This is a genomic window from Kitasatospora sp. NPDC054939 (assembly GCF_053610105.1).
In genome coordinates this window covers 43,174-67,789 of the sequence record NZ_JBSGXP010000027.1, presented here as the reverse complement: position 1 = coordinate 67,789, position 24,616 = coordinate 43,174, and the positions used below count along the sequence as shown (strand labels likewise).

At 75.0% G+C, this 24,616-nt stretch carries 19 protein-coding genes; 9 read left to right on the top strand and 10 right to left on the bottom strand.

Going from position 1 to position 24,616, the window contains the following annotated elements; all coding sequences use genetic code 11:
• Positions 1-93 precede the first annotated feature (93 nt).
• The gene (locus tag ACWGB8_RS11030; protein WP_452212394.1) at positions 94-312 is read right to left on the bottom strand and encodes a hypothetical protein; all 219 of its coding nucleotides are present in this window, start codon (positions 310-312) and stop codon (positions 94-96) included.
• A gap of 320 nt (positions 313-632) precedes the next feature.
• Here ACWGB8_RS11030 and ACWGB8_RS11025 point away from each other — a divergent pair, with 320 nt between their 5' ends.
• Positions 633-995, top strand: coding sequence for a hypothetical protein (locus ACWGB8_RS11025; protein WP_452212392.1), 363 nt, complete (start codon positions 633-635; stop codon positions 993-995).
• Between the two features lie 87 nt (positions 996-1,082).
• Here the strand turns inward: ACWGB8_RS11025 and ACWGB8_RS11020 are convergent, their stop codons facing one another.
• The 3 genes from ACWGB8_RS11020 to ACWGB8_RS11010 all read right to left on the bottom strand — a co-directional run bounded on the left by ACWGB8_RS11020 (position 1,083) and on the right by ACWGB8_RS11010 (position 4,783).
• Positions 1,083-2,048, bottom strand: a complete 966-nt coding sequence (locus ACWGB8_RS11020) for a serine protein kinase RIO (RefSeq protein ID WP_452212390.1) — start codon at positions 2,046-2,048, stop codon at positions 1,083-1,085.
• A 333-nt stretch (positions 2,049-2,381) separates the two neighbouring features.
• On the bottom strand, positions 2,382-3,188 hold the full coding sequence (locus ACWGB8_RS11015; protein ID WP_452212389.1) for a GNAT family N-acetyltransferase: 807 nt from the start codon (positions 3,186-3,188) through the stop codon (positions 2,382-2,384).
• A 113-nt stretch (positions 3,189-3,301) separates the two neighbouring features.
• Positions 3,302-4,783 (bottom strand): aminotransferase class I/II-fold pyridoxal phosphate-dependent enzyme, encoded by a 1,482-nt coding sequence (locus tag ACWGB8_RS11010; protein ID WP_452212387.1) that lies wholly within the window; start codon positions 4,781-4,783, stop codon positions 3,302-3,304.
• A gap of 146 nt (positions 4,784-4,929) precedes the next feature.
• Between ACWGB8_RS11010 and ACWGB8_RS11005 the strand changes: the two genes are divergently transcribed.
• The gene (locus ACWGB8_RS11005) at positions 4,930-6,021 is read left to right on the top strand and encodes a LysR family transcriptional regulator (RefSeq protein WP_452212385.1); all 1,092 of its coding nucleotides are present in this window, start codon (positions 4,930-4,932) and stop codon (positions 6,019-6,021) included.
• A 57-nt stretch (positions 6,022-6,078) separates the two neighbouring features.
• Here the strand turns inward: ACWGB8_RS11005 and ACWGB8_RS11000 are convergent, their stop codons facing one another.
• Complete coding sequence (locus tag ACWGB8_RS11000) at positions 6,079-7,665, bottom strand: M1 family metallopeptidase (RefSeq protein ID WP_452212384.1); 1,587 nt, start codon at positions 7,663-7,665, stop codon at positions 6,079-6,081.
• 697 nt (positions 7,666-8,362) lie between these two features.
• On the opposite strand from ACWGB8_RS11000, the gene ACWGB8_RS10995 reads away from it, so the two are divergent.
• Positions 8,363-8,959: a hypothetical protein gene (locus ACWGB8_RS10995; RefSeq protein WP_452212382.1), complete on the top strand. Its 597-nt coding sequence runs from the start codon at positions 8,363-8,365 to the stop codon at positions 8,957-8,959.
• 22 nt (positions 8,960-8,981) lie between these two features.
• On the opposite strand, the gene ACWGB8_RS10990 is transcribed toward ACWGB8_RS10995, so the two are convergent.
• Both ACWGB8_RS10990 and ACWGB8_RS10985 read right to left on the bottom strand, forming a co-directional pair.
• Positions 8,982-9,677, bottom strand: a complete 696-nt coding sequence (locus ACWGB8_RS10990) for an alpha/beta hydrolase (RefSeq protein WP_452212400.1) — start codon at positions 9,675-9,677, stop codon at positions 8,982-8,984.
• A gap of 220 nt (positions 9,678-9,897) precedes the next feature.
• The gene (locus ACWGB8_RS10985; protein ID WP_452212380.1) at positions 9,898-10,038 is read right to left on the bottom strand and encodes a hypothetical protein; all 141 of its coding nucleotides are present in this window, start codon (positions 10,036-10,038) and stop codon (positions 9,898-9,900) included.
• Positions 10,039-10,308: 270 nt separating this feature from the next.
• Between ACWGB8_RS10985 and ACWGB8_RS10980 the strand changes: the two genes are divergently transcribed.
• From ACWGB8_RS10980 to ACWGB8_RS10960, 5 genes are all read left to right on the top strand, one after another.
• Complete coding sequence (locus tag ACWGB8_RS10980) at positions 10,309-10,839, top strand: MarR family winged helix-turn-helix transcriptional regulator (protein ID WP_452212378.1); 531 nt, start codon at positions 10,309-10,311, stop codon at positions 10,837-10,839.
• A 172-nt stretch (positions 10,840-11,011) separates the two neighbouring features.
• On the top strand, positions 11,012-11,467 hold the full coding sequence (locus ACWGB8_RS10975; protein ID WP_452212377.1) for a hypothetical protein: 456 nt from the start codon (positions 11,012-11,014) through the stop codon (positions 11,465-11,467).
• A 56-nt stretch (positions 11,468-11,523) separates the two neighbouring features.
• The gene (locus ACWGB8_RS10970; protein WP_452212375.1) at positions 11,524-12,396 is read left to right on the top strand and encodes an NmrA family NAD(P)-binding protein; all 873 of its coding nucleotides are present in this window, start codon (positions 11,524-11,526) and stop codon (positions 12,394-12,396) included.
• 216 nt (positions 12,397-12,612) lie between these two features.
• Positions 12,613-14,592, top strand: a complete 1,980-nt coding sequence (locus ACWGB8_RS10965; RefSeq protein ID WP_452212373.1) for a cellulase family glycosylhydrolase — start codon at positions 12,613-12,615, stop codon at positions 14,590-14,592.
• Positions 14,593-14,842: 250 nt separating this feature from the next.
• On the top strand, positions 14,843-16,489 hold the full coding sequence (locus ACWGB8_RS10960) for an amidohydrolase (protein ID WP_452212371.1): 1,647 nt from the start codon (positions 14,843-14,845) through the stop codon (positions 16,487-16,489).
• On the opposite strand, the gene ACWGB8_RS10955 is transcribed toward ACWGB8_RS10960, so the two are convergent.
• Positions 16,486-17,370 carry a PaaX family transcriptional regulator gene (locus tag ACWGB8_RS10955; protein WP_452212369.1) on the bottom strand — a complete coding sequence of 295 codons (885 nt, stop codon included), beginning with the start codon at positions 17,368-17,370 and terminating at the stop codon, positions 16,486-16,488. The genes ACWGB8_RS10960 and ACWGB8_RS10955 overlap by 4 nt on opposite strands.
• A gap of 385 nt (positions 17,371-17,755) precedes the next feature.
• Between ACWGB8_RS10955 and fxsT the strand changes: the two genes are divergently transcribed.
• Entirely contained in the window at positions 17,756-20,482 is a 2,727-nt protein-coding gene (fxsT, locus tag ACWGB8_RS10950; protein WP_452212367.1) for an FxSxx-COOH system tetratricopeptide repeat protein, read from the top strand.
• A 53-nt stretch (positions 20,483-20,535) separates the two neighbouring features.
• Here the strand turns inward: fxsT and ACWGB8_RS10945 are convergent, their stop codons facing one another.
• Entirely contained in the window at positions 20,536-22,905 is a 2,370-nt protein-coding gene (locus tag ACWGB8_RS10945) for a bifunctional salicylyl-CoA 5-hydroxylase/oxidoreductase (RefSeq protein ID WP_452212365.1), read from the bottom strand.
• Positions 22,902-24,587 (bottom strand): AMP-binding protein, encoded by a 1,686-nt coding sequence (locus tag ACWGB8_RS10940; RefSeq protein ID WP_452212363.1) that lies wholly within the window; start codon positions 24,585-24,587, stop codon positions 22,902-22,904. The genes ACWGB8_RS10945 and ACWGB8_RS10940 overlap by 4 nt, the downstream gene beginning before the upstream one ends.
• Positions 24,588-24,616 lie beyond the last annotated feature (29 nt).

The window sequence follows — 24,616 nt, the reverse complement described above, 5'->3', positions numbered from 1 at the left end:
TTTTAATAGACCGCTGCGGGCCCGACCCCCTACTTGGCTGGGCGGGGGCGGGGGTGGGTGCGGCGGCCCGCGGAACCGTGCCTTCAGGCTCGATCAGCCGTGGGTCTCCTCGGCAGCGGTCAGCCAGTTGACGCGCGGGCCGACCAGGCCGACCGCGGCGTTGCCGGTGCTCAGCTCGCTGGCGGTGGAGGGGAGGGGCTGGTGGTGCCAGTGCCAGCCGTACGCCATCGCGGCGGTCGGGGTGGCGAGGGCCGCGGTGGCGGCGAGGGTGGCGATCACGGCGAGCTTGGGAAGCGTCCCACGCACCGACATGTCAGTTGTCCTTCCGGTCGTCTGTGGTCCTCCGGCGGCCCACCGGCGCGCAGCGCGCCGGGCGGGGCCGGGCACGGGCTCCCGTGGGGAGCCCCGGTGGAGACGTTTGCACACAAACTCGGCCCGCTCGCAATCTTGACGGGCCGGACGGGTGAACGGATGACCCGACCGGATGAGGGATGCACTCGTTCGGCCCAGCCACGGCCCATTCGCGGCCCGGCCCGGGACCCGCGCGCACCGGACGCCCGCCGGGCCCGCGGGACTTGACGTTCCGACCCCACCGGCCCGCCCTGTCCGACCCCGGTGGAAGACTGCGCCGCATGACCCTCAGCAGCCTCACCCTCCACGAGTGGCGCACCGCCGACCCGTCCACCGCGCGCCGGATCGCCCGGCAGGCCGCCGAACGGGTCGGCGGCCGGGTCGTCGCCGTCGAGGAGGTCGAGCACCTCGGCGCGCGGATGCACGCGGCCCGGATCGAACGGGACTCCGAGGTGACCAGCGACCCCGCGGCTGTTCACGGCGGCGACGGCGGCGAGTCCGTCTGCGGCGGCTACGGCGCCCTGCTCGGCTGGCTCCCCCTCGCCACCGCCAACCGCAACCCGTTCGTCGCCGAGTTCCTCCGGGGCCCGGACGGCGAGGACCTGTACGAGGACATGTCCACCCGCCCGGTCCTGGACCTCTGACGGAGTCCCCGGCCGCCCCCGTCCCCCTCGGCAGGAAGGGGACCGGGGCACAGCCCTGTTCGCGGGGCGCGGGGCGCCTGTCGCGGGCTACCGCAGGCGTGCGTCGGCGGCCAGCGACTCGACCAGCTCGTCGACCCGCTTCTCGGGCAGACCCCGGGAGGCGAACCAGGCGCCGACGTTGCGCACGTCCCGCTCCAGGAAGGAGCGGCCGCGCGGGTTGGCGATGACGTCCACGATCTGCGGCACGTCGATGATCACCAGCCGGCCCCGGTGGACCAGGATGTTGTACGCGGACAGGTCGCCGTGCGCGTAGCCGTCGGCCGCCAGCACCGAGAGGCTGTGGCCCAGTTGCTCCCACAGGTCCTCGACATCGGCCTCCTCGGCTCGCAGTTGGGCGAGCCGGGGCGCGGCCGTACCGCCCTCGTCGCCGACGAACTCCATCAGGATCTCGGTGCCCGTGATCTGCACCGGGTACGGGACGGCCACCCCGGCCGACCAGAGCCGGGACAGCGCCGCGAACTCGGCCCCCGCCCACTGCCCGGCGATCGCCTCCTTGCCGAACGCCGTGCGCTTGGCCATCGCCCGGGTGATCCGGGACTCCTTGTGCTGACGGCCCTCCAGGTAGCCGGAGTCGCGGTGGAACATCCGGTGCTGGGCGTCCCGGTAGCGCTTGGCGGCCATCAGGGTGCGGCGCCCGGTGCCGGGCACCCGCCGCTCCAGGAGGAAGACGTCGGCCTCCTTGCCGGTCTTCACGATCCCGAGCTCGGTGTCCACGGCCGCGAGCTCGGTCACCACCCAGTCGGGGCGCGGCTCGGGCCCCTTCTCGGTGGGGGTGGACTGGTCCCAGGTGGACCAGCGGTCGCCCTCGGCGGGACCGTCGGTGACGGGCGCGGGGGCGGAGAGGTCGTCGAAGCCCTCGGGCAACTCGGCGGCCCCGGTGGGGAAGTACTCCGGCTCGACGTCGTCGAACCGCTCGGACCGGCGACCACGCCGGGGGCCGCCCTTGGGGCGGATACGGGAGAAGGAATCGCTGTCGGCAAAGCGCTCACGCACTGCGGTGGCTCCTGAGGAGTGGCCCACCGGGTGCGGTCGGGGACGACGCGCTGTCAGCCGGTGGGGAGATGGCGAACGAGGAAGGCGTATGGCGCGCACACAAAGGCGCGCCGCGACACGGCGGCAACCATCCCGACACACCTCCTCGAAGCCAGGCCCTCGCACGGCAATTCGCGAGGACGTGCACACTTTAGCCGTTCCGTTCCCCCGCGCAACCGATTATTCGGCGGGCGCTCCCGGCGACCGCGGACCACCCGCCCCGACCACCTGCCGGGGACCACCCGCCGCCCCGACCACCCGCCGGCGGGCACCCGCACCGCAGGGGCGACCGCCTCAGCCGGTGCCGCCCGCCGCCGGCAGGGCGGTGAAGACGGCCTCGGTGAAGGACGCGACCTCGGTGAAGCCCAGCCGGCGGTAGAGGTCGACGGCGGTGGCGTTGTCGGCACGGACGTTGAGGCCGACGAGGTCCGTGGTCGCGGCGAGCCGGCGGCAGAGCGCGGCGACGCACGCCCCGGCGGCGCCCCGGCCGCGTACGTCGGGGTGGGTCGTGACGTTGCCCAGCGCGGCGACCCGCTGCACCGGTGACCAGACGTGCACCCCGGCCACCGCGACGAGCCGGCCGTCCCGGCGGGCGCCGACGTACTGGCCGGTGTCGAGCATCCGGTCGTCGAACCAGTTGCCCGGATACGCCGCCGCGAACAGGTCGAGCAGCTCGGGCAGGTCGCCGCGGTCGAGCGGGGCCGGCTCCCACGGGCCCGCCGGATATCCGGCGGCGCGCCCGGGAGCGGCCAGCGCCATGCGCAGCAGCGTGCCGCGGGAGTCGACCTCGTACGCCTGCTTCAGCACCGTCGCCGCCCCGCCGGTGAGGTGCCCGAAGAAGCGGCGGGGCAGCACCGGCAGCATCGCCGTCACGAGTTCCTCCACCGCCGCCGCCTCCTCGGCGCCGCCGAAGGCCAGCAGCGTCGGGATGTCGCCGACCGCGTAGAGCAGCGCCACCGGCCCGTCCGGCCCGGTCGTGTACCACGAGGTGTGCGGCCAGAGCAGGTCGTCGAGGTCGCCGAGCTCCATCAGGTGCAGGGCCGGGTCCCGGCGGAAGCGGGCTTCGAGCGCGGCTCGGTCGTGCAGGCTGCGGAGAGACATCGAGCCAGTCTACGGACCCTGCCCCGGCCGCCCGCCGGACCGTACGTCAGGCCCCGCGCCCCCGGCCGCGGGAGCAGCCCGGCCGGGTGGAGCCCGGCCCTGCCCGCAGGGGCTCAGGGCAGGTCGACCACGCGCAGGGACGCCACCTCCGGGTCGGCGGCGCCGCGGACGTGGCCGGTGGGGGCCTTGGCGGTGCGCCGGAAGAAGTCCACGTGCTCGGCGGTGATCTCCTCGCCGGGCAGGACGTTGGGGATGCCCGGCGGGTACGCGGAGAGGGTGTCGGCGGAGATCCGGCCGACCGCGTCGGCCGCGGGCACCAGCCGGCTCGGCGCGAGGAACGCCTCGCGCGGGGTGAGCCGCACCGGGCCGGGTTCGGGCAGGGTGGGCAGGTCCCGGCCCGACGCGGGATCGGTCCGGACCGGCAGCGCGTGCAGGGCCTCGACGAACCGTTCGACGTCCGGGGCGGCGCCCGCGCCGACCACCGCGACGATCGCCGCGTCGGTGGCGACCTCCACGAACAGCCGGTGCTCGCGCATCAGCAGCCGTCGGGCCTCGTGCCCGGTGATCCCGCCGGCCCGGGTGTCCACGGCGACCCGCAGCGGGTCGGTCGCGGCGATGTCCGGGAACCGCCCGAACCCGTCGCTCACCACCGCGAACCGCCCGCCGGCCCGGACCGCCGCCCGCATCCGCTCCGCCGCCCGCACCGAGTGCCCGATCCGTTCGCGCCCGCCGACCAGCTGCTGCCGGGCCACGTCGAGCGACGCCAGCAGCAGGGCACTGGCGCTGGTCGACTGGGTCAGATGGAAGATCCGTTCCACCAGCGGCTCCAGCACCGCCCCGAACGGGCCGTCGCCGAGGTGCAGCATCGCGGACTGGGTGAGGCTGCCGCCCAGCTTGTGCGTGCTGGACACCACCAGGTCCGCCCCCTGGGCGAGGGCGCTCGCCGGCAGGTCCGGGTGGAACCCGAAGTGCGAGCCCCACGCCTCGTCCACGATCAGCGGAACCCCGGCCGCGTGCGCGACCGCCGCCAGCCCGCGGACGTCCGCCACCGCACCGAAGTAGCTGGGCGTCACCACGTATGCCGCCGCCGCGTCCGGCTGCGCCGCCAGGGCCGCCGCGAGCGCGGTCGGCGTCACACCGTGCGCGATGCCCATCGCCCCGTCCACCGACGGGTGGACGAACGCGGCCCGCAGGCCCGACAGCACCAGCCCGTCCACCACGCTGGAGTGGACACTGCGCTGCACCACCAGGGTGCCGCCGAGCGCTCCCGCGGCCAGGACGGCGATCCGGTTGCCCTGCGAGGCGCCGTTGGTGAGGAACCACGTCCGGCGCGCGCCCCACGCCTCGGCGGCCAGCTCCAGCGCCTGCTCCAGCGGACTGCCCGGCCCCAGGTCGATGCCCTCCAGCAGCGGCGGCAGGTCCAGCTCCAGCGGCAGGGACCCCAGCAGTCCGCCGAGCGCGCCGAACCGGTCGGGGTCCGCCGCATGGCCGGGCACGTTCAGCCGCAGCCAGTCCACCCGCCCGGCGGCGGAGACCGCCTCGGCGTACGGGGCACGGCGCTGAGCAGGGGAGTCGAGGATGCTTCGGTTGTTCACGCTGACGACCCTCGCACCCGTGCAGCCATAGGGGAACGGCATGATTCTCTGGAGACCTCCATAATCGGTCTATGGCTCACCCGAGGGTGCCGGTGGCCTGTCCGACAGGCCCCCGCCGGCCCCGGAACCCGCCGAAAGGGGACCGCGTGCTCGAACTGCGCCACCTGCGGGTCCTGCGCGCCATCGCCCGGGAGGGCTCGCTGGCCGCCGCCGCCCGCGCCCTGCACTTCAGCCAGCCCACCGTCACCCACCACCTCGCCACCCTGGAGGCCCACCTGCGCACCCCGCTGGTCCACCGCGGTGCGCGCGGCGCGGTGCTGACCGACGCGGGCCGGGCGCTGCTGCCGCACGCCGAGGCCGTCCTCGAACGGATCCTGGTCGCCGAACGCGAAGTCCGGGACCTCGCCGAGGACGGCGCCGCCACCCTCCGGATCGGGACCTTCCCCACCGCGGGTGCGCTCCTCCTGCCGCCCGCCGTCCGGGAGCTGCACCGCCAAGGCGTCCGCATCTCGCTCACCGAGGGGGAGATGCCCACCCTGCTGGCCGGCCTGCGCACGCACGAGCTGCAGGCCGCCCTGGTCTTCCACCAGCCGGCCGGCCCCGACCCCGGCCTTGACCCTGGCGCTGGCACTGGCACTGGCACCGGCCCCGGGTCCGAGGCCAGGCCCGGCGGGCACCGGGTGGCGGGCACCCGAGCCGTCCCCCGATCCGGAGGCGGCGCGCGATCCGGAACCGGCCCCCGATCCGGACCCGGCGCGGGCCACGACCTGGGTGAGGAGTTCACCGTCCACCCGCTGCTCGACGACCCGCTGCTCCTCGTCCTCCCCGCCGACCACCCGCTGGCCCGGCGCGAGCGGGTGCCGCTGGCCGAGCTGCGCGGCGAGGACTGGATCATGAGCAGCTCCGACTGGGACCCGGTCGACCGGGCACTCGCCCGCGCCTGCGCCCGGCACGGCTTCCAGCCCGTCCCCGCGATGCGCACCGACGACTACGCCGTGATCCAGGGCTTCGTGGCCGCCGGCATCGGCGTCGCCCTGGTGCCGCGGCTGGGCCTCGCCCAGGACCGCCCGGACCTCGCCGTCCGACCCGTCGAAGGCCGGCCGATGACCCGCCGGATCGGCCTGGCCGTGCTGAACACCTCGGTGTCCGCGAACGCCGACGCGCTGCTCGCCGCCCTCGCCGTGCAGGCCGAGCGGCTGCGGGCCGACTGGGCGGCCACCGGCCCCGCCGGGGCCTGACCACCCGTCGGCCACCGGGGTGACCGACGGGTGCGGAGGCCCCGGCCCCCGGCGGGCTCAGGCCCGTTCCCCCGGGAAGGCGTCGGCGGGGGAGGGCCCGAGGGGGACGGGGTCGACCGTCCAGTCCGGGTGGCCGGGCATCGGCGGGGTGCGCTCGCCGTGGAGCCAGGCGGTGAGGAACCCGCGCAGGTCCCGGCCGGTCACCCGGGAGGCCAGCTCGATGTAGTCGGCGGTCGAGGCCGTCCGGTGGCGGTGGCGCTCGACCCAGGCCCGCTCCACCGCCCGGAAGGCCGCGTCCCCGACCTCCTCGCGCAGCGCGTACAGCACCAGGGCGGACCCGTCGTAGCGCATCCGCTTGAAGAGCATCGGCTCGGTCGGCGCGGCGGGCGGGCCGAAGTCGCGGCGCCACAGGTCGTGGGCCCGGTAGGCGGCGCGCATCGCCTGCTCGAAGCTCGCTCCGCCGTGCTCCTCGGAGTACAGCCGCTCGTAGAAGCGGGCGTGGCCCTCGCTCAACCAGAGGTCGGACCAGTTCCGCAGGCCGGTGCTGTTGCCGAACCAGTGGTGGGCGAGTTCGTGCACCAGGTTGCGTTCGGCGTCCACCTGGCTACCCAGCAGATCGGCGGCCGGGAGCAGCGACAGGGTCTGGGTCTCCAGTGCGACGCCGAGGTCGGTGTGCGCGGCGAGGATCCCGTACGTGTCGAACGGGTAGCGGCCCAGGCGCTCCTCCAGCCAGGCCATGTGGCCGGGGGTGAGTCGGCGGTACGGCTCGACGCGGTCGACGAGGTCGGTGGGGATGACGTCGCGCAGCGGCAGGCCGCCGGGCCCGGTGCCGGTCAGCACGGTGTAGCGGCCGATGGCGACCTGGACCAGTTGGGTCGACAGCGGCTGCTTCGCCTCGTACGTCCAGCGGGTGCGGCCGTCACCGGCGCTGCGGCGGCCGGCGAGGGTGCCGTTGGCGACGGCGGTCAGGTCGTCCGGGGCGGTGATCCGGAAGGTGAACCGGGCGGGGCGGCTGGGGTGGTCGTTCGACGGGAAGATCATCTTGGCGCCGTTGGGCTGCGGGTAGAGCACCGTCCCGTCCGGGGTCGGGATCCACCCGTAGTCCTCGATCGCGTCCTCGCGGTGCCGCAGCTGGGTGGGGTCGGCCGTGTACTCGATCCGGACGGTGAAGGGGGCGCCGCGCCGCAGGGGGCGTTGCGGGGTGACGACGAGTTCGTCCCCCTCGCGGACGGTCGTGGCCGGGCGCCCGTCGACCGTGACCCGGCCGAGCGTGTTCCCGGCGAAGTCCAGGTTGAAGCGGGACAGCGCCTGCGTGGCCACCGCCTCGATCTCGGTCCGTGCGGGGAACGCCGTCCGGGGTGCGGCCCAGTCGAAGTCCAGGGTGTAGTGGCGCACGTCGTAGCCGCCGTTGCCGTCCAGCGGGAAGATCGGATCCCCCAGCCCCGGCGCCCCCGGCGAAGGCGCCCCGGCGCCGTCGGCCGCCGCCGTCCCGGGCACCGCGAGCGGCGCGGCGAGCGCGAGGGCGACGGCGGCGATCACGGCCGCCCGCCGGTAGCGGCCCGGCGCGCGCGCCGACCGGTCGGGCGACGGATGGTCGGGCCGGTCGGGCGACGGGATGTCAGTACTGCTGCTCCGGTGGGTCATGACAACCTCCCAGTACCCCGGGTGCGGAGCCGATGGCGATACGCACACGAAAGACTACCGTCGGCAACCGCGGATGAGGAGACCCGGGACGGCGTGGACGGCGGGTCGGTGCCCCACCGGCGAACGGGCCGTCACCCGGCGCACCCGCCGCCGCAGGGAGTCGCTGATCGCCGCAGCCGCCCCGCGGACGCCGTCGAGCGCGAGGGCGCCGGCGCCCTCGGCGAGCGCTCCTGATACCCCTACGATGAGCGGATGATCACTTCCAAGGCGGGGCCGACGGCACAGGAGCAGCGCCGTCGGGAGCAGGAGTGGCTCGCCCGGTTCGAGCAGCGGCAGGCGGAGCTGGCCGCGCAGGCCGAGGCGACGCGGCGGGCCGACGCCATGGCGGCGGAGCGCACGCGCTGGGCCCAGGGGAAGCGGGGGGACCGGGAGGACTGCCGCTACGTCGAGGTCACCGGGCCGGACGCCGAGCCGGTGCGGATGGGCGTGGTCTGGCTCGGGCGGTTCCGGGCCGTCGGCCGGGCGTTCCGCGAGGCCGGGGTCGGGCCTGCCGGCCCCTTCGACCCCGTCGGCCTCGCGGTCTATGCGGCGTACGGCCTCGTGCTGCTCCTCAACTTCTCGGTCCGCTGGGCGCTCCTGCGGCTGACCGGCCGCCCGCGTTGGGCCGTCCCTGCGCGACCTGTGCCGGTCGCTGGCCGTGCTCGATGCGATCCTCAGTCCGGACTGGACCGACCGGTACTACTCCTTCGACTCCGCCTGGGCCGAGGGCGAGGAGACGGCCTCGATGCGCAACGGCTCGGGGGACGAGTACTCCATCGTGTTCTCGGCCGCCGGGGCCTACGTGCGCGGGTTCGACCACGAGTCGCCGATGAGCCCGTACGGGTCGGACGGCGAGCCCTGGCCGGGGGTGGTGGACGACGTGCCGGAGGTGTTCCGGGCATACGTCACGGAGCCGGCGTTCACCGACGAGGACGAGGTTCCCGTGGTGACCGCCTGCCTGTGGCGGGAGGCGGCGGACGACGGCTGGCGGCACGGCGTGATCGAGTTCCCCGCCGGGGAGGGCGACCCCGACGGTGCGACGAACCTGTTCGCGCTCCTGGTCGACCCGACCCCGGAGGCGTACCGGCGCTTCGCCGAGGACTACTACGAGGTGTCCGTGGACATCGACGCCGTGCGCCGGGTGTACGCCCTGGAGCCGCTGGACGAGGACCTGGTGTCGTCGCTGAACGAGGACGTCACCCTGGCGGACCTCGCCGACGACCTCGCCGAGATCGGCTACCCGCAGCCGCGCTGACGTGTCGGCGGTACGGCCCCGGCTATCCGGCGAGGTCGGCCGCGGCGGCTTCGATGAGGTCGGTGACGGCGCCCGGCTGGGAGGCCAGGGAGGCGTGCCCGGCGTCCAGCTCGATGGTCTTCCGCGGGGTCATGCGCTGGGCCATGCGGCGTTCGTTGTCGGGGTGGATCATGCGGTCCTGGGTGGAGACCTGGTACCAGGTCGGCTTGGCGCGCCAGGCGGGTGCGGTGACGGTGTCGCCGAAGGTCGACCCCAGCGGGGCCTTCTGGGTGACGGCCATGACCAGGGCCTCGTCGGCCGGGACGTCCTGGCAGAAGCTCTCGTGGAACTTGTCCTGCCTGACCCACAGGTAGCCGTCGGAGTCCGGGGCGATGTTCGCGAAGGCCGCGGGCGGCATCTCCTGGCTGAGCTGTCCGGGGCTCTCGCCGGCGTCCGGGGCGAACGCGGCGATGTAGACCAGGCCGGCGACGTTCGGCAGGTCCCCGGCCTCGGTGATCACGGCGCCGCCGTAGGAGTGGCCGACGAGCAGGACCGGGCCGTTGACCTGGCGGACCATCGTGCGGGTGCGTTCCGCGTCGTCGGCCAGTGCGGTGAGCGGATTCTCGACCGCGTGCAGGTCGCCGAAGCCGCGGCGGCGGAGTTCGACGATGACCTTCGACCAGTGGGCGGCTCCGCCCCAGAACCCGTGCACCAGGACGACTGCGGGCTTCTCAACCATGATCACGTGCCGTTTCGTTCCAAGGGACCCCCCTCGCCGCCACACACGCTAGGCGGGCGGTCTCCGGCCCGCGACCACAGCCGTGACCGGGCGGGGCCGATCCGGTGAGCCGTCCGTCCGCCCCTGTCCTCCCACGCAAGGCCGGGCGGGCCGGGCAGGTCCGGCGGCAGGCCGGAGCACGGTCACGCGGACCGGAGCCGGGCCTGCCGCTCCACCGGGCTCAGGCCTCGCCCTCCTCGCGGGCGGCGTCGGCCGCCTTGGAGGCTGTGGCGGAGCCGTCGCCCGCGGCGGTACCGCCCGCCGGTACGCCGTGTCCGGTGGCTTCGTGCGTGCGGTCCCGGTGCTGGTCCTGGCTGCCCACGGGGGTTCCCCTTTCGAGGTGATCGGTCGTCAATAGTGCTGGCGTGCCCAGGGCCGATGCGGTTATGCCACAGGTCACCCGACTGGACGCGGGGCCCGTCGGTACGGACGCCGATCATGGCGCCGGGAGTTCCGATCCCGATCGAACATGATCGATCCCGCCCGGCCGGTGTCGGCGTACCGGGATGGCGACTCCTCCTCCTCATCGGCCCGGAGGGTGGCGGGGGGAGGCGGCTTGACGAGGCTGGTGGTTAGCCGCCATATTACTTACATGAACCGGCACCACCCCCAGCGCGACGCCGAGCCCGGCGCGCCCACGCTCGACCAGGCCCGGCGGCAGCTCCACCGGTACGGGCTGGCGGCCGATCCGCAGGCCGTCCTGGTCGCGGCGCGGCTGATGGCGGCGGGTGCGCGGCTGGGGCAGGCCGGGGAGGCGCACTTCGCGCGGTTCGGGCTGTCGACCGGGCGCTACCGGCTGCTCGCCGACCTGGAGGACCACGGCGGCGAGAAGTCGCCGTCCCAGTTGGCGGCGAGCCTCGGCGTCTCGCGGGCGACCGTGACCGGGCTGGTCGACGGCCTCGAGCGCGAGGGGCTGGTCGCCCGGCGGCCGTCCGTCGACGACGGGCGCGGCAACGTGGTGATCCTCACCGCGCGCGGTGCCGGACGGCTGCGCGAGTTGGCACCCGAGCACTTCGCGCGCATGGAGGCCATGGTCGCCGGCCTGTCGGTGGAGGAGCGCACGGTGTTCCTCGACCTGCTGGCGCGGCTGGTCGAGGGCATGTCGGCCCTGACCGACGACTGATCCGTACCGCCTGGACCGCTCCTGAACCGTTTCCCGAAACGCTCTCCGAACTCCTTCCCTGAAACGCTTCCCGAAGCGAGCGCCGCGCGGCCCGTGCCGCGCCGTTCTCCGGGCAAATAGTTAGCCACCTAAGCACTGATAATTAGCTTCCTAATCATCTGGAGGTCATCCGATGTCCGGCACCACCGATCCGGCCGCCCAGCCCCCGCCGTTCGCCCTCTGGCGCGAAGTCCTGGCCGCCTACGCCATGCCCGCCCTGATGGCCGGCATCGGCGGCGCCGTCACCGGCCAGTCCGAGCTGATGATCGCGGCCGTCACCACCATCGCCGGTACGTCCGCGGTGGTCGCCACCCTCGTCGGTGCCCGACTGCGCCGCCGTCCGGAGTGCTCCTGGACGCTGCGGCCGCCGCGCCTCGTGCTGGCGCTCGGCTTCGGGATCGCCGCCGCCGCGTTCGCCCTGCTGGTCGGCTGGTCCGGGGCGCACTGGCTGCCCCGGGTACCGGCCCTGGCCGACAGTCCGTGGCCCGCCCGGCTGCGCATCGACCTGCCGATGTCCGCCGCCATCGCCGCGACCCTCGTCACCTGGCGCTGGCGCGGCACCCGTCCGCGCCGCCACTCCCTGCGCTGACGTCCCGTCAAGAACCCCGACCCGATTCGATCCGACCCACCCGAAAGGCAGAACGAATGATCGTCGTCATGGGCGCCGGTGGCGCCACCGGCGGTGCCACCCTGCAGAGCCTCGCCCGCCTCGGCGTCCACACCCGGGCGCTCAGCCGTGACTCCGGCCGCCTCGCGGCCCGGCTCGACGGGCACACCCGCAGCCTGGTCGAGGTGCTGCCCGCCGACGCCGGCGACCCGGACTCGCTGCGGGCGGCCTTCCGCGGCGCCCGGCAGCTGTTCCTCACCATGGCCAACGGCCCGCAGCAGGTCGACCACGAGCTGCGCGCCGTCGACCTGGCCGTGGCGAGCGGCGTCGAGCACATCGTCAAGATCTCCGCCCCGGCCGCCGAACCGGACTCGCCCGTCGCCGTCTCCCGCGGCCACCACCGCATCGAACAGCACCTGCGCGCCTCGGGCGTCACCGCGACCGTGCTGCGCCCGTACGCGTTCATGCAGAAGCTGCTGCTCCTCGCGCCCGGCATCGCCGCGGCCGGGCTGATCCACGGTGCGATGGGCGCCGCACCCTGCAACTACGTCGACTGCCGGGACATCGGCGACGTCGCCGCCTCCGTGCTCACCCGGCCCGAGCAGGCCGGCGGCACGTACGAGCTGACCGGTGGACGCGCGTACAGCCACTCGGAGGTGGCGGAACTGCTGGGTGCGCTGCTGGGCCGGCCGGTGCGGTACGTCGACCTCGCGCCGGAGGAGCTGCACGCCCACCTGGTCGCGCGGGCCGGGATGCCGGACTGGCTGGCCGCCCACGTGGTGGAGATCCAGCGGCTGGCCGTCCTGCGCCCCGAGCGGCCCGACGACACGGCGGTCCGGCTGACCGGGCGCGCCCCGCGCACCCTGGAGTCCTTCCTGCGCGAACACCGGGAGGCCTTCGGACGGGTCTGACGCGGGCGCCCCGCAGGCCGCCCGCGCGCCGCCCTCCGCACGTCGCCGTCCGCGTGCCGTCCGCGCGCCGCCCCGGACGGCCGGGGCGGCGTGCGGGGCTTACCCGGCACGGGAGTTGGCGTGGGCATGAACCCCTCGTCCGCCGGGCATGTCACTGTGCGACAAGCCGTCAGCAGTGCCCGTGCCGCCCGGACCCCCACCACGCCAGGAGTGAGCATGCAGCCCCGACGTACCCGCCTCCTGTCCACCGTGGCCTGCCTGGCGGCCTGCGCCGCCGCGCTCGCGGGCACCGGCACGCCCGCCCTGGCCGACGTCGGACCGCCCGCCACCCCTGCCACCGCGACGCCGGCCACCCCCGTCACCTCCGCCGCCGCGGTGGCCCCCTGGAAGGCGCCGCTGAGCACCCGGGGCCGCTACGTCGTGGACGCCGACGGGAACCGCTTCAAGCTGAAATCCGGCAACTGGGCCGGCGCGCAGGGCACCTGGGAGGGCAAGGGCGACCCGAACGACCCGGCGAACAACCAGGCCCGCCAGGTCTCCCACAACATCCCGCTCGGCCTCGACCGCGCCCCGATCGACCGGATCCTGGCCGACTTCCGGCGCCTCGGCCTCAACAGCATCCGGCTGCCGTTCGCCAACGCGATGATCCACGACACCACCGCCGTCCCGGACGCCGCGGTCACCGCGAACCCGCAGCTCAAGGGCAAGACCCCGCTGCAGGTGTTCGACGCGGTGGTGGCCGCGCTCACCGCGGACGGCTTCGCGGTGATCCTCAACAACCACACCACCACCTACCGGTTCTGCTGCGGCCTGGACGGCAACGAGCGCTGGAACAGCGGCCAGTCGGCCCGGCAGTGGGAGGACGACTGGCTGTTCCTGGTGGACCGCTACCGCACAGACCCGCGGGTGGTCGGCGTCGACCTGCGCAACGAGATCCGCCGCGACCTCCTGGACGACCCCAACTGGGGCCTGGGCGACGCCCACGACGCGTACGCCGCCTTCGAGTCGGCCGGCAACCGCATCCTGCGGGCCAACCCCGACCTGCTGATCGTCATGGAGGGCATCAACTGGTTCGGCATCCCCGCCGCCCCCTTCCAGCGGGGCCGGCCGAACCTCACCCCGGTCCGCAGCCTCTCGCACACCCTGATCCGCTCCGACAAACTCGTCTACTCCGCCCACTTCTACGCCTACACCGGCCCCGCCAACACGGGCGCCGGCAGCGGCCCCGGCGCCACCGACGACCCGCGCTACCAGGACTTCACCCCCGAGCGGCTCGCCCAGGTCGTCGACGACGAGGCACTGTTCGTCACCGGCACCGGCCAGCACTTCACCGCGCCCGTCTGGATCAGCGAGTTCGGCGCAGGGGGCCGCGGCACCGACAACCCGAAGGAACGGGCCTGGCTGCGCAACTTCACCGACATCCTGGTGGCCCGCGACACCGACTTCGCCGTCTGGCCGCTGGTCGGCTGGCTCGGCACCGACGGTGCACCGCAGGACAGTTGGGCACTCCTCTCGTACGACCCGGCCGGCCGGCGGCTGGGCGTCGACGACCCGGGCGACTGGCGGGCCGCCGACTGGAGCCGGCTGGTGAACGCTCCCGGCCGCACCGGACCGGCCCCGCGCGTCGAACGCTGGAACATGCTCGACCTCGACCACACCGACCACGACGCCTCCGCCCGGATGCGCGCCCTCGGCGACTGGGACCCCGGCCGCCGCAAGGGCAGCTGCCCGGACGGCCAACGGCTGGTCGGCCTCGCCCGGGGCAGCAGCCGCGGCCTGTGCACCGACGCGGGCGGTCCGGCGGCGAGCGGCGCCGGGTACCTGAAGGTCACCGACGAACGCCACGTCACCGGCGGGGACTGGGCCTCCGGGTACAACAAGCTGCAGTGCCCGGACGGCAGCTTCGCCGTCGGCCACAGCGTCCGCTCCGACGCCATGGCGTCGCTGCTGTGCGCCCCCGCCGCCGGACCCCTGCCGACCGGCGGACGGGTCGCCTGGTTCGACCACGGCGACAACCGGCCCACCTCCGGCGGCTCGCTCGCCGGCGACTGGTCGCCCGGCCACTGCAAGGGCCAGTGCGCCGACGGCGAGTACCTCGCGGGCGTCGCGTACACCTGGAAGTGGCTGCACTACGGGGTCCCGGACGCCCTGCTCTGCCGCCCGCTGCCCACCCCGGCGCCGGGAGCGGAGAGGTAGGGCCCGCCGGGCGCCGTCCGCCGAGTCCAGCATGGCGCCACCGATCGACGACGGGCCGCGCGGCAGGTGACGCCGCGTCGGCCCGCCGTGCAAGGAGCCACCGTGTCCCCGACCGAGCCCGTCGCCCGGCCGTACGCCATACCCTGCCCGTGGCCGACGGACTCCGGCGTCCTGAGCAGGAACCGCCCCGGGACCGACGCGGGCTGCGGGATCCCTTGCGCAGCCCCGGCGGGGCCGGGAGATTGGGAGGATGCCGAACGACCAGCAGGCCCGTGACCGGGCAGCCGCCGACCTCCTCGTCCGCGGGGCCACCGTGCACACGCTCGTCCCCGGGGAGTCGCCGCAGCGCGCGATCGCCGTCGCCGGCGGGCGGATCGCCGCGGTGGCGGACCGGGCCGACGGGCTGGACGGACTGATCGGGCCCGCCACGGAGGTGGTGGACGCGGACGGCTCGACCGTGCTGCCCGCCTTCGACGACACCCACACCCACCTGATCCTCGCCGGGCACAGCGTCCACGGCGTCCCCGTCCACCGGGCGCGGGACATCGCCGGGTTCCTCGGGCTGGTCCGCGAGCGCGCCGAGCGCACCCCGCCAGGGCAGTGGATCCACACCACCGTCAACTGGCAGGAGATCAACCTCGCCGAGCAGCGGATGCCCACCACCGAGGAGCTCGACCGGGCCACCGCCGACCACCCGGTGCTGGTGCGCCGCGGCGCGTACAACATGGTGCTCAACTCGGCCGCGCTGCGCCTGGCGGGCATCACGGACGCCACCGGTGCACCGGCCGGCGGGGTGATCGAACGCGACGCGCAGGGCCGGCTGACCGGGCGGCTGATCAACAAGGCGATCGAGCTGGTCGAACCGGTCGTGCCGCGGCCCACCCCGGAGGAGCGGATCGAGGGCCTGCGCGCCGCCTCCGCCGGGTACGCCGCCACCGGCATCGGTACCGTCCGCGACTGCCTGGTCCCGGTGGAGGACCTGGAGGTGCTGCTCGCGGCCCGGTCGGCGGGGGCGCTCGCGGTCCGGGTCCGGGCGCTGGTCTCCGGCTTCGCCGCCCGTACGCCCGCCCAGGTCGACGCGCTGCTGGACCGGATGGACGCCTGGCGGGACGCCGGCCGGGACGACGACCTGCTGCGGGTGTGGGGCGTCAAGTTCGGCATCGACGGCGGCTTCGAGGCCGGCGCCCTGGAGGAGCCCTACCAGGGGCAGCCCTGCTACCACGGCAGCCTGCTCTGGGAACCGGACGCCCTCGCCGAGGCCGTCGACCGGGTGGTCGGGCGGGGCTGGAAGGTCGGCGTGCACGCCTGGGGCGACCGCGGGCTGCGCACCCTGCTGGACGTCTTCGAGACCGTGCTCAAGGACCGGCCCGGACTGCCGCCCGGCACGCTGGTGATCGAGCACGGCGGGCTGGCCCGCGCCGACCAGCGGGCCCGGGCGATCGCGCTCGGCATCCCCGTCACCGTGCAGCACCCGCTGCTGCACGACGGCGCCCGGACCCAGCAGCGGGCCTGGGGCGAGGAGCGCACCGGCGGGCTGTTCCCGCTGCGCGCCTGGCTGGACGAGGGCGCGCTGCTCGCGGCGGGTTCGGACTTCCCGGTCGGCCCGTACGGCGCGATGCTGTCGGTGTGGGGGATGACGACCCGCGGGACGGTGGCCGGGGTGGTCGGCCCCGAGCACGCGATCGGCCGGGACGAGGCGGTCGCCCTGCACACCGTCGACGCCGCCCGGCTGCTGGGGGAGAGTGCCGACCGCGGCAGCCTGCGGCCGGGGGCGTTCGCCGATCTGACCGTCTGGCCGGTCGATCCGCTGAGCTGCCCGCTGGACGTGCTGCGCGAGCTGCAGCCCGTGCGCACCGTGGTCGGCGGCCGGACGGTCCACACTTCACCGGGAGCCTAGGCCGGGTCGGCCAGCAGCTTCCGGGCGAAGCGGTGGGCCGGCTCCTCCAGGGCGTGCCGGAGGGCGAAGAAGAGGTCCGCCGCGGCGGTGCCGGGCCACGGCGAGGGGAGGAGCGCCTCGGGCAGGCCCGGGTCAAGGTAGGGGAAGCGCCGCCAGGCCGTCAGCACCTGGACGTAGGCGACGAAGGCCTCCCGGTCCCCGAACGCCGCCCCGTCCCCGTCCCCGTCCCCCTTCTCGTCCCCGCGCGCCGCCGGGTCGCGCCACCGCTCGGCCATCGGCGCGAACTCGGCGACGAACTCCGTGTACAGCTTCTGCAGCGCCGCGAGGTCCCACCAGCGGCCGACCTGTTCGGCGGGGTCGCCGAAGGCCACGTAGTCGCCGCGGAACAGGTCGACGTACTGGTCCAGGCCGTGCCGGAGCAGGTGCTCGCGGGTGTCGTCGAGGGCGTGGGCGGGGGCTATCCAGACGCCCGAGGAGACGGTGCCGAAGCCCAGCCAGGTGAGCCGCGAGCGGAGCTGGTAGCGGTGCTGTCGCTCGCTCTCCGGGACGGAGAAGACGGCGATCACCCAGCCGCCCCGGTCCGCCGCGTGCCGTTCGAAGATCCGCCGGTCACCGGTCTCCAGGACCGAGCGGGCGTAGGGCGAGAGCGCGTACCCCGCCCGGCCGTCCCGCCGCTCCGGTACGAGCATCTCGCGGCGCTTGAGGCGGGAGATCGAGGAGCGGACGGACGGGGCGTCGACGCCGAGTTCGGCGAGCAGCCGGATCAGGGTGCTCACACCGATCCAGCCCCCGACCTCGCGGGCGTAGAGGCCGTACACCGTCACGATCAGGGATCGCGGCGGCACCGCCTGGGTGGGGTGGCCGTCTTCGGCGTCGCTCATGGTCACGAGAACATGATCCTACTGCGAACGGCCCGCCGGGGCCGGGGTCGGCGCCTCCGGCCGGTGCCGAGGCCCGGCCGGAGGGCCGGGAGGACAGCTGGGCGGACGGCGGGGCGGGGCGCCGCAGCGGCCGGTGGGCGGACTTCACCGTTTCGCCCCGCCTGCCCGCGAGCGGGCGCTACATTCGAGCCGCGCCAGATGGATTGACGATCAGTCAGGTCCGTGCTGCCCGAGGGGAGGAGTGCGTCATGGCGGAGACCACCGGACGGGACCGGCTCCGGATCCGGCTTCGGATCCGGCTCCGGACGGGACCGGGTGCGGCGCCCGCCGTCGCGCGCGGAAGGGCCGCCTGCGCCGGTCACCGCGCCACCTCGGGGAGCTGCGGATGAACCCGTTCCCCGGCCGCAAGCCCCGCCCGGAACCCACTTCCGACGGGCCCGAGCCGACCCCCGACGGCCCCGGGACTGCTGCCGCGCACCTCGACGTCAGGGCGTCCGGGCACAGCATCGCCGCCGGCGGGGACATCACCATCACCCAGCACGTCCACTCGCCCGCACCCCCGGCACCCCCGGCGCCCTCCGTACACCCCGTACCCCCGGAACCCGAGCCCGCCGTTCTGGTGGTCGACGCCATCCCCGCGACCGCCTCCGGCTTCCAGCCCCGGACCGAGCTGCGCGCCCGGATCGACGCCGCCCGCGCCGCCGGCGGGCCGGTGGTGCTCACCCAGCTGTTCTCGGGCGCCGGAGGGGTCGGCAAGACCCAGCTCGCCGCGGCCTACGCCGCCGAGGCCGTCCACCGCAGGGAGGTGGACCTCGTCGTCTGGGTCCCGGCCGGGGAGGAGCAGCGCATCGTCGGCACGTACGCCCGTGCGGCGCTGCGGGCCCGGGTGCCGGATGCGGCGGGCCTGGACGCCGAGCAGGACGCGCGCGCGTTCCTGCGCTGGCTGGCCACCACCGGGCGCCGCTGGCTGGTGGTCCTGGACGACATCGCCGACCCGGCCGACGTGGACGCCTGGTGGCCGGCCTGCCACACCGGGGCGGGCTGGGTGCTGGCCACCACCCGGCGGCAGGACGCCCGGCTCACCGGCAGCGGGCGCCGCCGCGTGGTCGTCGACGTCTTCAGCCCCGCCGAGTCCCGTGCCTACCTCGCCGAGCGCCTCGGCCGGGACGACTGCGCCCATCTGCTGGACGACCGGGCCGCCGACCTCGCCGAGGCCCTGGGCCACCTGCCCCTCGCGCTGGCCCACGCCGCCGCCTACATGATCAACGAGGACCGGTCCTGCGCCGTCTACCTGGAGCGGTTCCAGGACCGGGCGACCACCCTGGACCGGCTGCTGCCGCCGGAGGCCGACACCGAGGGGTACGGTCGGGCGATCACGGCCACCCTGCTGCTGTCGCTCGACGCCGCGCAGGCCACCGATCCGGCCGGGTTGGCGGCCCCGTTGCTCGGGCTGACCGCCCTGCTCGACCCGGTCGGCCATCCGGACAGCCTCTGGACCACCGAGTCCGCCCTCGCCCACCTGACCGCCGTCCGTGCGGGCGCGGCCGACCCGCCCGGCGCGCCGGTGACGGAGGACGAGGCCCGCGCCGCGCTGCGGGTCCTGCACCGGTACGCGCTGCTCACCGTCGAGCCGTCCGCCGTCGAGCCGTCCGTCGCCGGGACGGCCCCCACCGGCGGGCGGACCGTGCGGGTGCACGCCCTGACCGCCCGCGCCGCGCGCGAGACCGCCCCGGCGGAGGGCGCCGCGGTCCGGGCCGTCGCGGTCGCCGATGCGCTGCTGGACGTCTGGCCGGACCCCGACGAGACCCGCCCCGCCCTGGCCGCCGTGCTGCGCGCCAACACCGATGCCCTCGCCCGCCACACCGACGAGCAGCTCTGGTCGGACGAGGGCCACCCGGTGCTGGTCAGGGCCGGGCTGAGCTTCCTCGACGCCCACAAGGGCGAGGCCGCGACCGCGTACTGGCAGCGGATGGCGGACCGGACCGAGCAGCGCCTCGGCCCGGAGCACCCGGACACCCTCGTCGCCCGGGCCAACCTGGCCTCCGCCCACTGGCTCGCGGGCCGCGCCGACGAGGCCATCGCCATCGAGGAGCAGCTGGTGGCGGACCAGCTGCGGCTGCACGGGGAGGGGCCCCAGGTGGTGGTGGCCCGCGGCAACCTCGCCGCCTCCTACCGCGACGCCGGACGCTACGACGAGGCGGTGGCCCTGGACGAGCAGGGATTGCGCGAGGCGGGTGACCGGCTCGGCCCGCTGCACCCCTACGTGCTGACGGCCCGCCGCAACCTGGCCTCCTCCTACGCCCGGGTGGGCCGACTGGCGGAGGCCGTCCTGCTGCTCGAAGCGCTCCACACGGACTGCCGGCGGGTGCTGGGTGCCACCGACCCCGTGACGCTGGGGGTCGGCAACAACCTCGCCGTCTACTACCGCCTGGCGGGGAGCACCGACCGGGCCGTGCAGCTCGGAGCCTGGGTGCTCCAGGAGCAGGCGCGCCTGTTCGGCCCGACCGACCCGCGGACGCTCGCCGCCCGCACCAACCTCGCCACCGCGCTGGGCCATGCCGGCCAGGTCGAGGCGGCCGCCGCCATGGAGGAGGAGAACCTGGCGGTCTCCGAGGCGGAGCGCGGCCACGACCACCCCGACACCCTGACCGTCCGGGCCAACCTCGCGATGTCCTACTCGCACCTCGACCGGCTGCCGGAGGCGATCGATCTCCTCGGGACGGTGCTGGCCGCCCGCGAGCGGGTCCTCGGACCCGGCCATCCCGACACCGTGATCACCCGGAGCAATCTCGCCTCCCTCCACCGGCAGTCGGGGCGGCCGGCGGCCGCCATCGACCTCGGCCGACGGGTCGTCGAGGACCTGACCAGACTGCTCGGCGAGGGCCACCCGGACACCCTGGTCGCCCGGGCCAACCTGGCCGCCGCCCACCACGACGCCGAGTACCACCTGACCGCCGCCGTACTCGGCGAGTCCGTGACGGTCGCCCTCGCCCGCCGATACGGGGACGACCACCCGAACACGCGCGCGGCCCGCGCCAACCTGGCGGCCGCCTACTGGAAGCTCGGCCGCACCGCCGACGCCGTGGCGCTGCACCGCCGGTACCGGCTCTGACCGCACCGGGCCGGCTCCGACCGCCCCGCTCCGGCCCGGCGCACCGCGGGTGCTCACCCGCTCGTGCGGCCCGGCGTCCAGCGCAGGTGGGTCTCGTCCGGCGGGGTGTCCCGCAGCAGCGCCAGCCGGGGCCGTACCGCATCGGTGCGCGAGGTGGGCGGCCGGCGGCGGCCCGCCGCGAACTGCTGCGGCCACTGCGCGCCGGGGCCGCGGTACTCCTGCTGGGCCGCCGCCTGCAGGGTCCACTGCGGGTTGTGCAGGTGGGTGCGGCCCAGCGCGCACAGGTCGGCGCGGCCGGCCAGCAGGATGGAGTTGACGTCGTCGACGGAGGAGATCGCACCCACCGCGATCACCGCGACGCCCGCGGGCGCGGCGACCTCGTGCCGGATCCGGTCGGCGAACGGGGTCTGGTAGGAGCGTCCGAACGCGGGCTTCTCGTCCTGGGTGACCTGGCCGGAGGAGACGTCGATGGCCGCCGCGCCGTGCCGGACGAAGGCGCGGGCGATCCCGACCGCGTCGTGCTCGGTGTTGCCGTCCGGGGCCCAGTCGGTCGCGGAGATCCGCACCGTCACCGGGCGTTCGGCGGGGAAGGCCGCGCGGACGGCGTCGAAGACCTCCAGCGGGAAGCGCAGCCGTGCGGCGAGGTCGCCGCCGTACTCGTCGGTGCGGTGATTGGCGATCGGGGAGAGGAAGGAGGAGAGCAGGTAGCCGTGGGCGGCGTGCACCTCCAGCAGGTCGAAGCCCGCCTCGCCCGCCCGCCGGGCGGCTGCCGCGAAGTCCGCGACGACCGCGTCCATGTCCGCCCGGGTCATCTCGCGGGGCACGTGGCAGCCCGCCCCGTACGGCAGTGCGGACGGGCCGAGGACCTCCCAGTTGCCCGTGTCGAGCGGCCGGTCCATGCCCTCCCACATGAGCTTCGTCGAGCCCTTGCGGCCCGCGTGGCCGAGTTGCAGGCCGACCCGCGCGGTCGTCCGGCCGTGGACGAAGCCGGCGACCCGGGCCCAGGCCTCCTGCTGGACGTCGTTCCACAGGCCGGTGCAGCCGGGCGTGATCCGGGCGTCGGGGGAGACGCAGACCATCTCCGTCATGACCAGGCCGGCCCCGCCGAGCGCCTTGGAACCGAGGTGGACGAGGTGGAACTCGTCCGGCACCCCGTCGACGGCGGAGTACATGTCCATCGGCGAGACCACGATCCGGTTCTTCAGCGGCAGACCGCCGACCACCAGCGGCTGGAACATCGCCGGCGCGTCCTCGTCCGAGCCCTGCGCCCGGGCGAAGCCGGACTCGACCAGCCGGGCGAACCCGGCGTCGCGCTCCTTCAGGTTGTCGAAGGTGATCCGGCGCGAGCGGGTGAGCAGGTTGAAGCAGAACTGCGCGGGATCCTGCCCGGCGTACATGCCGATGTTCTCGAACCACTCCAGCGAGGCCTGGGCGGCGCGCTGCGTGGACTCCACCACCGGGCGGCGCTCGCTCTCGTACGCCGTCAACGCCTCCGTCACCGTGGGGTGTTCATGCAGGCAGGCGGCCAGTGCCAGGGCGTCCTCCATCGCCAGCTTGGTGCCCGAGCCGATCGAGAAGTGCGCGGTGTGCGCGGCGTCGCCGAGCAGGACCACGTTCTGGTGGTGCCAGCGCTCGTTGCGGACGGTGGTGAAGCTCAGCCAGTGCGAGTTGTTGGTCAGCAGCGCGTGCCCGGCCAGTTCCGGCGCGAACAGCTCCCGGATCCGGGCCACCGCCCGCTCGTCCGACACCCCGGGGGCGAACTGCGTCCCCTCCGATGCGTCGAAGCCCGCGCGCCGCCAGACGTCCTCCGCCATCTCCACGATGAAGGTCGACGCCTCCGCCGAGTACGGGTAGCCGTGGACCTGCATCGTCCCGAACTCCGTCTGTTTGACGAAGAACTGGAACGCCTCGAAGACCAGGTCGGTGCCCAGCCACATGTACCGGTTGGGCCGGCAGTCCAGCGCGGGGCCGAACGCGTCCGCGTACTTGGTGCGCACCGCCGAGTTGAGCCCGTCCGCGGCGATCACCAGGTCGTGCGTCTGCCGCAGCCCGTCCACGTCCGGCGCCGGCGTCCGGTAGTGCACCACGACGCCCAGCTCGGTGGCCCGCGCCTGCAGCACGGCCAGCAGCTCCTTGCGCGACATCGCCGCGAAGCCCTGCCCGCCGACCGTGAACGCGTGCCCCCCGAACGCGATGTCGATGTCGGTCCACCGCGCGAACCGGCTCTCCATCGCCCGGTGGACGACCGTGTCGGCGTTCTCGATGCCCCCGAGCGTCTGGTCGGAGAACACCACCCCGAAGCCGAAGGTGTCGTCGGGCGCGTTGCGCTCCCAGACCGTGATCTCGTGCCCGGGGTCCAACTGCTTGAGCAGCGCCGCCGCGTACAGTCCGCCGGGGCCGCCGCCCACGACCGCGATCCTCATGCCCGGCCCTCCTTCGCGACCAGCCGGCGCAGCACGTAGTGCTGCAGCTTCCCGCTGGCGTTGCGCGGCAGTGCCTCGCTGAACCGCACCACCCGCGGGTACTTGTACGGCGCCAGCTGCGCCTTGGCGTGCTCCTGGATGCTTGCGGCTGTGGCGTCGCAGCCCGCCACGCCCTCCCGCAGCACGACGAACGCGCAGACCACCGACCCTCGTTCGGCGTCCGGCCGGGCCACCACCGCGCACTCCACCACGTCCGGATGGGTGTCGATCGCGGCCTCCACCTCCGTCCCGGAGATGTTGTAGCCGGAGGAGACGATCATGTTGTCGGTGCGGGCCCGGTAGTGGAAGTAGCCGTCCTCGTCGCGGACGTAGGTGTCGCCCGTGACGTTCCAGCCGTCGACCACGTAGTTCTCCTGGCGCACGTCGTCCAGGTAGCGGCAGCCCACCGGGCCGATCACCGCCAGCCGGCCCTCGACGCCCGGGGCCGCCTCCCGGCCGTCGGCGTCCAGGACGGTCGCCCGGAAGCCCGGCACGGCGCGCCCCGTCGCCCCCGGGCGGATGTCCGCGCCCGCGGCGGAGATGAAGATGTGGATCATCTCGGTGGCCCCGATGCCGTCGATCACCTCGATCCCGGCCTCGGCCCGCAACTGCTCCCACAGCCCGGCCGGCAGGTGCTCCCCGGCGCTCACCGCCGACCGCAGCCCGCGCAGCCGCTCCGCCTTCCCGGCCTTGACGATCTGCCGGTACGCCGTCGGCGCGGTCGCCAGGACGCTCACCCCGTGCTCGGCGATCAGGTCGGCGAGCGCCGGCGGCGCGACCGCCTCGGTCAGCAGGGCGCACGCACCGGCGCGCAGCGCGCAGACCACCAGGATGCCGAGGCCGAAGGTGAACGCGAACGGCGCCGTGCACGCCACCAGGTCGCCGGGTTCCAGCCGCAGGGTGTGCCGGCCGAAGGTGTTGTCGATCGACAGGAGGTCGCGGTGGAAGTGCGTGGTGATCTTCGGTACCCCGGTGCTGCCCGAGGTCGGGGCGAACAGCGCCACGTCGTCGGCGGCCGTGTCGACCGCCGTGAACTCCGCCGGCTTGCCCGCCGCGCGGCGCACCAGGTCGTCCGGCGCGTCGCCGCCGTACGGCACCACCACCAGCGAGGGCAGCACGGTGTCGCGCACCGCCTCGACCTCCGCCGTGAACCGGTGGTCGACCAGGGCCAGCACCGGCAGTGTCCGCTCGGCGATCGGCGCGAGTTCGCGGGCCCGCAGCGCCGCCATCGTCGTCACGGCGATGCCGCCGGCCTTGAGCACCCCCAGCCACACCGCGACCGTCCACGGGTTGTTGGGCGAGCGCAGCAGCACCCGGTTGCCGGGGGTCAGCCCCAGGTCCTCGGCCAGGACCCGGGCGATCCGGTTCGCCCGCCGCCGCAGCTCCCCGTACGTCCACACCTCGCCCTGCGGCGTCCGCAGGGCCGGCCGGTCGGCGCCGTGCAGCGCGGCGGGCACGTCGACCAGTTCGGTGGCCGCGTTCAGCCGTTCGGGGTACTGCACCTGCTCGGTGGTGAACTCCAGCACCGGCCACAGGCGGCGCGGCGGGAGGTGGTCGCGGGCGAAGGTGTCCGGATAGGCGGAGGGGGCGAGCTCCGCCCGGCCCGAGGGCTCCGATCTCCCGGTCCGGTCCAGCTGGTCCATCTGGGTTCCTTTCCGCGGGCCCGCGGGGG